This window comes from Thermoflexus hugenholtzii JAD2, assembly GCF_900187885.1.
Taxonomy (GTDB): domain Bacteria; phylum Chloroflexota; class Anaerolineae; order Thermoflexales; family Thermoflexaceae; genus Thermoflexus; species Thermoflexus hugenholtzii.
Map to the genome: position 1 here is coordinate 17,299 of NZ_FYEK01000024.1, position 9,935 is coordinate 27,233.

9 protein-coding genes and 3 tRNA genes are annotated in these 9,935 nt (G+C 66.4%); 6 read left to right on the top strand and 6 right to left on the bottom strand.

Annotation, left to right across the window (positions count from 1 at the left end; genetic code table 11):
• Nucleotides 1–54: 54 nt before the first annotated feature.
• Complete coding sequence (locus tag CFB18_RS06020) at nucleotides 55–801, top strand: HAD family hydrolase (RefSeq protein WP_088570907.1); 747 nt, start codon at nucleotides 55–57, stop codon at nucleotides 799–801.
• 24 nt (nucleotides 802–825) lie between these two features.
• On the top strand, nucleotides 826–1,698 hold the full coding sequence (locus CFB18_RS06025; protein ID WP_088570908.1) for a UbiA-like polyprenyltransferase: 873 nt from the start codon (nucleotides 826–828) through the stop codon (nucleotides 1,696–1,698).
• A 175-nt stretch (nucleotides 1,699–1,873) separates the two neighbouring features.
• Here the strand turns inward: CFB18_RS06025 and CFB18_RS06030 are convergent, their stop codons facing one another.
• Both CFB18_RS06030 and CFB18_RS06035 read right to left on the bottom strand, forming a co-directional pair.
• Nucleotides 1,874–2,119: a hypothetical protein gene (locus tag CFB18_RS06030; protein ID WP_088570909.1), complete on the bottom strand. Its 246-nt coding sequence runs from the start codon at nucleotides 2,117–2,119 to the stop codon at nucleotides 1,874–1,876.
• 461 nt (nucleotides 2,120–2,580) lie between these two features.
• Complete coding sequence (locus CFB18_RS06035) at nucleotides 2,581–2,910, bottom strand: hypothetical protein (protein WP_088570910.1); 330 nt, start codon at nucleotides 2,908–2,910, stop codon at nucleotides 2,581–2,583.
• 274 nt (nucleotides 2,911–3,184) lie between these two features.
• Here CFB18_RS06035 and CFB18_RS06040 point away from each other — a divergent pair, with 274 nt between their 5' ends.
• A complete protein-coding gene (locus CFB18_RS06040; RefSeq protein WP_088570911.1) occupies nucleotides 3,185–4,882 on the top strand; it encodes an ABC transporter substrate-binding protein in 1,698 nt (565 codons plus the stop codon).
• Nucleotides 4,883–4,942: 60 nt separating this feature from the next.
• Here the strand turns inward: CFB18_RS06040 and CFB18_RS06045 are convergent, their stop codons facing one another.
• From CFB18_RS06045 to CFB18_RS06060, 4 genes are all read right to left on the bottom strand, one after another.
• Complete coding sequence (locus CFB18_RS06045; RefSeq protein WP_088570912.1) at nucleotides 4,943–5,689, bottom strand: hypothetical protein; 747 nt, start codon at nucleotides 5,687–5,689, stop codon at nucleotides 4,943–4,945.
• Nucleotides 5,689–6,570, bottom strand: a complete 882-nt coding sequence (locus tag CFB18_RS06050; protein WP_088570913.1) for a purine-nucleoside phosphorylase — start codon at nucleotides 6,568–6,570, stop codon at nucleotides 5,689–5,691. Before CFB18_RS06050 ends, CFB18_RS06045 begins: the two co-directional genes overlap by 1 nt.
• 10 nt (nucleotides 6,571–6,580) lie before the next feature.
• Nucleotides 6,581–7,213 carry a PH domain-containing protein gene (locus CFB18_RS06055; protein WP_088570914.1) on the bottom strand — a complete coding sequence of 211 codons (633 nt, stop codon included), beginning with the start codon at nucleotides 7,211–7,213 and terminating at the stop codon, nucleotides 6,581–6,583.
• 72 nt (nucleotides 7,214–7,285) lie between these two features.
• Nucleotides 7,286–9,256 (bottom strand): bifunctional homocysteine S-methyltransferase/methylenetetrahydrofolate reductase, encoded by a 1,971-nt coding sequence (locus CFB18_RS06060; RefSeq protein ID WP_200808102.1) that lies wholly within the window; start codon nucleotides 9,254–9,256, stop codon nucleotides 7,286–7,288.
• A gap of 153 nt (nucleotides 9,257–9,409) precedes the next feature.
• Between CFB18_RS06060 and CFB18_RS06065 the strand changes: the two genes are divergently transcribed.
• The 3 genes from CFB18_RS06065 (at nucleotide 9,410) to CFB18_RS06075 (ending at nucleotide 9,737) form a co-directional block, all read left to right on the top strand.
• Nucleotides 9,410–9,482: transfer RNA gene (locus CFB18_RS06065), tRNA-Thr, on the top strand.
• Between the two features lie 6 nt (nucleotides 9,483–9,488).
• Nucleotides 9,489–9,571: transfer RNA gene (locus CFB18_RS06070), tRNA-Tyr, on the top strand.
• A 93-nt stretch (nucleotides 9,572–9,664) separates the two neighbouring features.
• Nucleotides 9,665–9,737, top strand: a tRNA-Thr gene (locus tag CFB18_RS06075).
• The last annotated feature ends 198 nt before the right edge of the window (nucleotides 9,738–9,935 follow it).

Below are 9,935 nucleotides of genomic sequence, written 5' to 3' on the forward strand. Positions count from 1 at the left end.
CGGCGGAGACATCCTCATTCTATCCCTTTGAACTTTCCGGTTTGAGGGGCAGCGATGCGCATTCGGGGGTTGATCTTCGATCTCGGCCACACGCTGATCGAGCTGCCGGCGGATCCGGAGGGCCTGCGCCGGGAGATGTATGCCGCCGCCCGGAGCGCGCTGAGCCATCACGGAATCCGGGTCGAGGCGCAGGCCTTCGAGGCCGACCTCGAGCGCTGGATGGCCCTCCGGTATGGACGCTGGCAGGAGGACTGGCGGGAGTATCCCCTGGTGGAGACCTTCGGGCTGGCCCTGGCGGAGCTGGGCTATCCCGGGACGCCGGAGGCGATCCTCCGGGAAGCCGTTCGGGCGTTCCTGGCCCCTCAGGAGGCCCGCTGGCGGCTCTTCCCGGATGCCCTCCCGACCCTGGATCAGCTGAAGCGTCGGGGCTATCGCCTGGCCCTGCTGACCAACTCCGGCGACGCCGATCACTCCTGGCGGCTGATCCAGCGCTTCGGGCTTCAGCCTTACTTCGATCCCATCGTGATCTCCGCCGCCGTGGGTTGGCGGAAACCACATCCGGCTCTCTTCGAAGGGATCGCGGCAGCCTGGGGTCTCCCCCCGGAGGCGATCGCCGTGGTCGGCGACCTCTTGGAGGCAGATATCCGGGGCGCCCATCTGGCCGGGATGCGGGGCATCTGGGCGGCGATGGTCGCCGGGACCTCCGCGCCGACAGGGGCCATCCGGCCCGATGCGGTGATCCGGTCGCTCTCGGAGATCCCGGCGATCCTGGACCGTTGGGCGGATGGTGCGGAGGCATAGTTGACCTCGAGAGGATACGGTGGGATGGGGCGGGGAGTGCGGGTTTTCCTGGAAGCGATCAAGTTCGAGCACACCATCTTCGCCCTCCCCTTCGCTTACATCGGGATGCTGCTGGCGGCCGGAGGGTGGCCCCGCCTGGATCAGGTGTTCTGGATCACCGTGGCCATGGCGGCGGCCCGCACCCTGGCGATGAGCATGAACCGGCTGGCGGATCGGGAATATGATGCGCGCAACCCGCGCACGGCGAACCGTCCGTTGCCCCGGGGGCTGTTGCGGCCGGAGACCCTTCAGTGGGCGGTGGGAGTCTCCGGGGTGATCCTGGTGATCGCCGCCTGGGCCCTGAATCCCCTCTGCGTGGCGCTACTCCCGGTTGCGTTGCTCTTCCTCATTGGCTACCACTACACGAAGCGCTTTACCTGGCTCAGCCACTGGATCCTGGGGTTCACCGACGGCCTGGCCCCGATGGGAGCCTGGATCGCTCTGCGGGGCTCCTTCTGGAAACCGGAGGATCTCCCCGCCTGGATCCTGACCGCTGCCGTCACCCTCTGGATCGCCGGCTTCGATCTGATTTATGCCTGTCAGGATGTGGACTTCGACCGCCGGGAGGGCTTGCACAGCGTCCCGGCCCGGTTCGGGGTGGCCGCCGCGTTGCGGCTGGCCCGCCTGAACCACCTGGGGATGCTTCTCCTGCTGGCCGGCCTGGGCCTCGGGCTCCGGCTGGGATGGCCTTACGGGCTCGGGCTGGCCGGGGTGGCGGCGCTGCTCGTCTACGAGCACCGTCTGGTCTCCCCGGAGGACCTCTCGCGCGTGGATGTGGCCTTCTTCAACGTCAACGCCTACATCAGCGTGCTCCTGTTCGCCGCCACCTGGGGCGGGCTGGCCTGGGGACGATGGTAGCGACCCGCTCGGCTCCCTGCGCCGATCGGCAATCCGCCTCTCAATCGGCTTCTCGGTTTAATCCGGACCGTGCGCGCGGAGAAGGCCTTGGCTCCGAGCTGGAGGCTTGTAGATCGATCGAAATTCATTTCGACCGCTCAGGAAGGTCGATCATATGGCGTGGCCCGGCTCTCGGTCAGGGCACCAGCCGGGCGACGATCAGAAGGAGGGAGCCTACGAGTAGCAGAAGCGCAGCGAGGACGATCAGGCGCTCCCCCCAGCGTCGCCGCTGGCCGAGGCGGTGATGATGGCGGCGGCCCGCCTCCGCCTGCTCGGGATGCGCAACGGGATGCCCCTGGCGGCGATGCCACCACGCCCGGGCGCAGAAGACATATTCCCCAACCTCGTGAGCCTGGATCCATAGCGGATCGTGAGGGTCCATCGCCTTCCTCGCTCTGCCCGCGGACGAGGGTTCGCCCTCTCGTTGCCTGTTTTTGAGTCTGAAAATGCCTCCGGGCTTATGAGAGAGGCAAGAGCCGCCCCCCCAAACGGCAGTATCGCCGAATCGGACTCGTCGGCCTGGCCATGGGACTTGCGGCTCCTATGCAGGTTCCGCTCGTTCTGATACCGGTCCGGTGCGGCCGGCAAAGGCGGGAGCTGCGATCACCGCATCTGTAAGATAAGACCTTGGATGACGGCGGCCCACATGGCGATCTGAGCCCAAGGCTCCGGGTCTTCGTAAACCTCAACCGCTCCCTCCCGATAACCGCCTTGAAGCCAACCGAACTTCCTCCACTCGATTCGAGCCACCGGACGGCCATCAGTGTCCTCAATGCGCCCAATCTGGGGCCCCAGGATGAAGGGAAAACGGAGACTTAAGCGGAAGATACCGACAAGCTGCTCCTACCGGCTAAGGATCCGGTAATGTGGGATCAAGAAGCCCTGCTCCTCAAACTGCCATATCGGCGAGCCATCTTCTGCAACGAGACGGTATCGCATACGGGGAAGAATAAAGGGCCGCTCTAAGAGAAGACGCCGACCCGTGGCGTACTCCTCAACCTCCAGGATGAGCCTCAGAGCGGCGCGGAACTTCGTGTAGAAGAGAAGGCGGCGAAGCAGGCTTCCCCCCCGAATCTCCCGTATGCGGGCCAGCAATCGTCCCTCGGCGTCCCGGATGAAAAAGCAAGCGGGCTGGAGAGATGATACCGGTGTTTCGACCCGTAGGGTGAACATCACCCGCCTCCTTTCGGCTCAGCGGATCCGAGGTATGGCCGGTGTATACATTTGACCGCGGCCGCCTCCCAATAACCGCCTGAAGCCGGTGGCATTAGCGAGCCATCCGGCGGATCCCCGAAGCCGGCCCTTCCAGCAATGGCTCCGGCCGGACCCGATCTGATCGGTTGACAGGATCCGCCGCTTCTACTATATATACTCGGTGTAGCGCAGGTTCCGTTTGGGCCTGTCAGGTCTTCCCGCAAACCTCTGTTTTGCGAAAGGAGGAGAAGCCATGCGTCGGAAGAGTCTTGTCGTTGCGCGTGTCCTGGTCCTGCTCGCCCTGGCGCTGGCCGCCTGCGCGCCTGGGGCGACCCCGACGCCGACGGCCACGGTTCCGCCCCCCACGCCCACCCCACCGCCTGCCACCCCAACTCCGGCTTTCCAACCCATGAAGGTGGAGGCGCCGGATTGCAACTACGGTGGGGAGTTCAAGGCCATCGAGGCCGTCGATCAATATACCGTGCGTTTCACCCTGTGCTACCCCGATCCGGCCTTCCCCTCCAAAGTGGCCTTCGCTGCCTTCGCCATCCAGGATAAAGATTACCTGGACGCCAACGGCGGCGACACGGTGAAGATGAGCGAGAAGCCCAACGGGACCGGCCCCTACAAGGTGAAGGAGTGGATCCGGGGCGATCGCATCATCTTCGAGGCGAACCCGGATTACTGGGGCGAGAAGCCGAAGGCCAAGACCCTCGTCTTCCGCTGGTCTAAGGAGGCCGCCGCCCGTCTGCTCGAGCTCCAGGCCGGGACGGTGGACGGCATCGACAACCCCAACCCGGAGGACTTCGAGGTCATCCAGAAGGATCCGAACCTCCAGCTCTACATCCGTCCGCCGCTGAACATCGCCTACCTGGGCCTGAACAACAACCACCCGCCTCTGGATAACGAGAAGGTCCGCCAGGCCATCGCCATGGCCATCGACCGGGAGCGCCTGGTCAAGAACTTCTACCCGGCGGGCTCCATGGTGGCGGAGCAGTTCGTGCCGCCGGCCCTCAAGCCGGGCTACACCGAGGGCCTGAAGTGGTATGACTACAATCCGCAGGAGGCCAAGCGGCTCCTCGCCGAGGCCGGCTACCCCAACGGCTTTGACATCACCCTCTCCTACCGCGACGTGGTGCGGGGTTACCTGCCGCGGCCGGGCCAGGTCGCCCAGGACATCCAGGCCCAGCTCGCGGAGGTCGGCATCCGGGTTAAGATCAAGGTCATGGAGTCCGGCGCCTTCCTAGACTCGGTGGCCGCGGGCAACGAGCCCATGTATCTTTTGGGCTGGCTGGCGGATTATCCGGACGCCACCAACTTCTATGACTACCACTTCGCCAACGAGGCGAACCTGCAGTTCGGCAAGCTCTTCCCCGACTTGGTGGAGGAGATCCGCGCCGCAGCCCGGCTGAGCGACCCCGCCGCGCGCCAGAAGCACTACGACAAGGTGAACGAGCTGATCAAGCAGCACGTCCCCATGGTCCCCCTGGCCCATGGGGTTGCCGCCGCGGCCTTCAAGGCGACGGTGAAGGGCGCCCACGCCAGCCCGCTGAACAACGAGCGCTTCTCGGTGATGGATCCCGGCAAGGACGAGCTGGTCTGGATGCAGAACGCCGAGCCCATCGCCCTCTGGTGCGCCGATGAGACCGACGGCGAGACCTTCCGGGCTTGCATCCAGGTCTACGAGCCGCTGCTGGACTACAAGGTGGGCGGCGTGGAGGTGGTCCCCGCCCTCGCCGAGCGCTACGAGGCCAACGCCGACCTCACGGTGTGGACCTTCTACCTGCGTAAGGGGGTGAAGTTCCACAACGGCGCGGAGCTGGACGCCAACGACGTGGTGGCCACCTTCAAGGCCCAGTGGGACGCTAAGGATCCCAACCACAAGGGCCGCACGGGGACCTTCGAATACTTCAGCGCCTTCTTCGGGAGTTTCCTGAACGCGGAGAAGTAGCGCGGCCCTTGAAGCCTCTATCCGATCACCGGGGGGCGCCTGAGAGCGCTCCCCGGCGCTTTACGGCTGAATCTCAATGGGAACCTCGCACTGGGCAGCCTCCCGGGCCGCCTGATCCACCACCACCACGCGCAGCCGGTAAGCCCCCGGCTGGCTGAAGAACGGACGGGGATCAAACAACCACAAGGAGCCCCGAAGCACCGGTTGCCGCACGACGTCCCCCAGCGTGACCCATTGGTCTCCCGTATACGGCCCGCGGATCTCCACCTTGTAAAACTGAAAGGCCGGATGGGTGGCCGTCCCGATCATGGTCACCGCTTGGGAGATCACCTGGCCGGGGATAGGGATCTCGATCTGTGCGTTTGGATCCGGGCAGCGGGCTCCCGGAACGGTCGGGCTCGGGGTAGGAGAAGGGGACGGTGAGGGGGAAGGAGACGGGACAGGTGTGGGCGTTCGAAGAGGCGCCGTGGGGAGCGGAGGAAGCACAGTCGGGGAAGGGAACACTGGAACCGGCCGGGTGGGAGAAGGGGTGGGCGTGAAGGTGGGGGAGGGTGCCGCCGGGCCAGGCCCAGGGAAGCCCGGTCCCAGCAGCAGCCACAGGCCCAGCCCCACGATGAGCAGCAGGCCCGCCCGGGCCAGCCCGCCCCACAGCGCCATTTGCGCCATCTCCCGCTCCACCCGGAAGAAAGCACGGGCGAGCCGGCGATACGCGCGCCAGACCTGCCCCAGGGTGATCAGCCACAACAGGCCGATCCCCCCATACAGCACGGGGGCCAACGATTGAAGCAGCTCGCGAAGGGTTTCCATCAAGCGTGCGGCTTCGAAAGTTCAGACCCTGCTTCGTGGGGGAGGCGGCGCAGCACGCCGCGGATGAGGGTCAGCAGGCGAGGGGCCAGCACCCGACCGGCCTGAAGCACCTCTTCATGGGTGGGCGGCTCGAAGGCCTCCGGGTTCAGGACGTTGGAGATCCCCGAGAGCGCCAGGACGCGCATCCCCCCATGGCAGGCGACGATCACCTCGGGGACGGTGGACATCCCGACCGCGTCGGCGCCGATCATGCGCAGGAAACGCACCTCCGCAGGCGTCTCGAAACTGGGCCCGGCCAGCATCACGTAAACCCCCTCATGGACCGGCAAGCCCTCCGCCTCCCCGACCTCCCGCGCCAGGGCCCGCAGCGCCGGATCATAGGCCCGTGAGAGCTCGGGGAAGCGAGGCCCCCAATCGGCCTCGTTGGGCCCCCGCAGGGGGTTCATCCCCGCCATCCCCGGAAGCCCGATGTGATCCCGCACGATCATCACATCCCCGGGCCGGAAAGCTGGGTTCAATCCCCCCGCCGCGTTGGTGAGGATCAGCATCCGGACCCCGAGCAGCTGCATCACCCGGATGGGAAAGGTGATCCGCTGCACCGAGTAACCCTCATAGAAATGGGCCCGCCCCTGAAGGACCAGGACCGGATGTCCTTCCAGACGGCCGGCGATCACCCGGCCGGGATGCCCCTCCACCGTGGCGGCGGGGAAGCCCGGGATCTCAGGGAACGACCAGATCGCGGCCTCCTCTACCGCTTCCGCCAGCGCCGCCAGGCCGGACCCCAGCACCAGTCCGAGGCGCGGCCGGGAAGGCAGCCGCTCGCGGAGCCAGGCGGCGGCCGCCTCGTATTCCGAGCGGGGGATCACCTCGTGGACGTGCATTCGGAGCCCCTCATCCCTGGGATTTGAGGAGAGCCTGTCGCTTCGCCTCGAATTCCTCTTCGCTGAGCAGGCCGCTGCGCCGCAGGGCCTCCAGATGCACGAGCAGCCGGGCGCGGTCCTCCCCACCCTCCTCGCCCTCCAGCGCGAAGCGCCCCTCGAGGGCGGCTTTCTGATCCAGCATCACCTGCTTGAACCGCAGGGGGTCCGCGATGCAGCGCAGCCGGTTCACCCCGATCTCGCTGGCCGTCAGGATCTCGATGTCCCCGTAGTTCAGCAAGCGCCCCAACAAGGACTGGCGCAGCATGACATCGTTCACCTTCTCCAGGGATGAGTCCATAACGCTCTTGTTCAGGATCCCTTCGACCTGGACTACCCGCCGGGTGGTCACCAGATAAACCTCGTTCCACCAGCGCAGGAGGGTGTGGATCAACAGGATCAGGGGGATGGCAGCCAGCGCCAGGCCGGCGATCAGGAGCGGGGGCGTCAGGGTCGGGAAAGCGGCCTCTCCCGCCAGGGCTAGGCCGATCAACACGCCGGTCAGCGCCCCATAGCCCAGAACCGGGCGGAGGAGGACCACCGGATGGGGATGGGTTCGGAAGAGGATCTGCTCGTTCTCCCCAAGCAACCGCTCGATGTATCCCATTCCGCACACTCCTTTCCCGGGCAGACAGCGGGATCCGCCCACCCGATCGAAGGGACTCCCGCGAACCTCGTCTTAACGTTCGTCGGAAAGCTCCCCACGCCCGCCGGAGACTTGGGGGCCCTCGCTTTCCATCGCAGGCTCCCCGGTCCGGCCTCCCCCGCGCCGATGGGGCGGGATGGCTTCCATCAGCGAGAAAACCAGTTCGTAGCGGCCCATCGGCGGCATCACGTAAAGGCCCTGGACGAACTCCGCCAGCTCGGCGACGACCTCTTGCGCGATGCGAAGTCCTTCCCCCCGCGCCCGCTCCTCCCCGGCCCGCCGCAGGCGCTCCCGCACCGCCTCCGGCACCATGATACCGGGGACCTCGTTGTGGAGGAATTCCGCATGGCGAAGGCTGACCAGGGGGAGCACGCCGGCCAGGATCGGAATGGACAGCGGCCCCGCTTCTTCCTCATAACGCCGCAGGAAAGCTCGTAGGGCCTCCGGCTCATACACCGGCTGGGTCATGATGAAATCCGCCCCCGCCCGCACCTTCCGGCGCAGGGCCTTGATCTCCCGGGCCGGATCCGGGGCGTTGAAGTTCAAGGCCACCCCGACGAAGAAGGCGGTGGGGCGGCCGATAGGCTCCCCGGCGTGATCCTGCCCCGCGTTGAACCGCTCCTTGATCAACCGGACCAGGCCGGAGGGCACGATGTCCATCGCGTCCGAGGCCTCCGGATAATCCCCCTGAGCGGGAGGATCGCCCATCACGATGAAGAGGTTTCGCACCCCCAGCGCGTGAACGGCCAGCAGATCGGACTGGATGCGCAGGAGGTTGCGGCCCCGGGTGGGGAAGTGCAGGATGGTCTCCATCCCCACGTGGTTCTGCACCAGGAAGGCCAGCGCCCAGGGGCTCATCCGCAGTCGGGCCATTGGGCTGTCCGCGATGTTCAGCACGTCCACCCCGCCGGCCTTCAGGGAGCGGGCCACCTCCAGCAGGCCGCTGGCATCCGGCCCCCGGGGGGGATCCACCTCCACGCTGATCACCAGCCGCCCCGACCGCAGGCGCCTCGCCAGCTCCGTCGGGGGCTGCTCCATGGGCGCAGGGGGTGGAGGAGGCATGAGGATCACCGGCTGAGGCTCCGGAGCAGGCTCCGGATGAGCCGACAGGGTGCGGCGAATCGCCGCGATGTGCTCCGGCGTCGTTCCGCAGCATCCGCCGATCACCCGCACCCCCAGGGCGAGGAAACGTCGGGCGTAGTCCGCGAAATAATCCGGCGTGGCCGGGTAGCGCAAGCGGCCCGCCGCCATCTCCGGCCAGCCGGCGTTGGGCATCACCACCAGATCGGGAGGCGGTCCCCCGGCCTCCCGCACCCGGGCGGCCATCCGGCGGATCACCGGGAGCAGCTTGGCGGGACCCACGGAGCAATTCGCCCCGATGAGGGGCACCCCCAGGGCCATCAGGGCGTCCACAACCTCCTCCGGCGTGTGGCCCATCAGCGTATGGCCATCCTGGGCGAAGGTCATCTCCGCCACCAGGGGAAGATGCGGGGCAACCTCCTGGGCGGCCCGCACCGCCTCCACCAGCTCCGGGAGCGAAGAGAAAGTCTCCAGGATCAGGAGATCCACCCCGGCTTCGGCCAGGGCAGCGATCTGCTCCCGGAAAGCCTCGCGGGCTTCCACCGCCTTCACCCGGCCCAGAGGGGCCAGGGGAACCCCAAGGGGCCCTACCGAGCCGGCGATCCACACCGGGCGGCCGGCGGCCGACGCAGCCTGACGGGCCAGCTCCACCCCTGCGCGGTTGAGGCGGGCCACCTGATCCTCCAGACCGTGCTCCGCCAGCCGGTAACGATTCGCTCCGAAGGTGTTGGTCTCCAGGATCTCCGCCCCGGCCTCCAGATACAGCCGATGGATCTCTCGGACGACATCAGGGGCTTCTAGGTTCAGCGCTTCATAGCAACGATCAAAGGAGAAGCCCCGGGCGTAGAGCATCGTGCCCATCGCCCCATCGGCCAGCACCGGACCCCGGGCCAGACGTTCCAGCAGCGAAGGTTTGGATATCACCGCTCCTCTCTCCTGGGAGAAAGGGATCTGGGCTCCTCTCCACCAGCGATTTGACGAACCTGATCTCTCTTCAGTATACTATCCAACCCGGATGGGCGGGCGCTCGTCGGCTTGACCGGGAGAATTCGGACCGGGTATAATTGAGTCTGGGATGCCGACGTAGCTCAACCGGTAGAGCAAGCGCCTTGTAAGCGCGAGGTTGCGGGTTCGAATCCCGCCGTCGGCTTGACCTGGGCGGGTACCCAAGTGGCCAACGGGGCCTGGCTGTAAACCAGGTGGCGGAAGCCTTCGGGGGTTCGAATCCCTCCCCGCCCACTGAAACGGCTCACGCCGGGGCGCCTGGGCGCCCCGGCCAATGGCACCGGCCGATCGTTGATCCAGGTTGTCCCAATCGAAGCAGTTCTGCGAGCCCACGTAGCTCAGGCGGCAGAGCACACCCTTGGTAAGGGTGGGGTCACGGGTTCGAGTCCCGTCGTGGGCTCCTGTTCATCTCTCGGACGCTTGCGCTTGATTTTTATTTTTTGTTGGAAAACCACGGGGATGCCCGGCTCATGCCCCGGTCATCCGTATATGTTGTGCAGGCTACAAAGTTCCGAACCCGACCGAAACCTTCTTCGAGAGGAGGCGAGCGATGTCGAAGGCGGTGTTTGTGCGGGCGAAGCCGCATGTGAATGTGGGG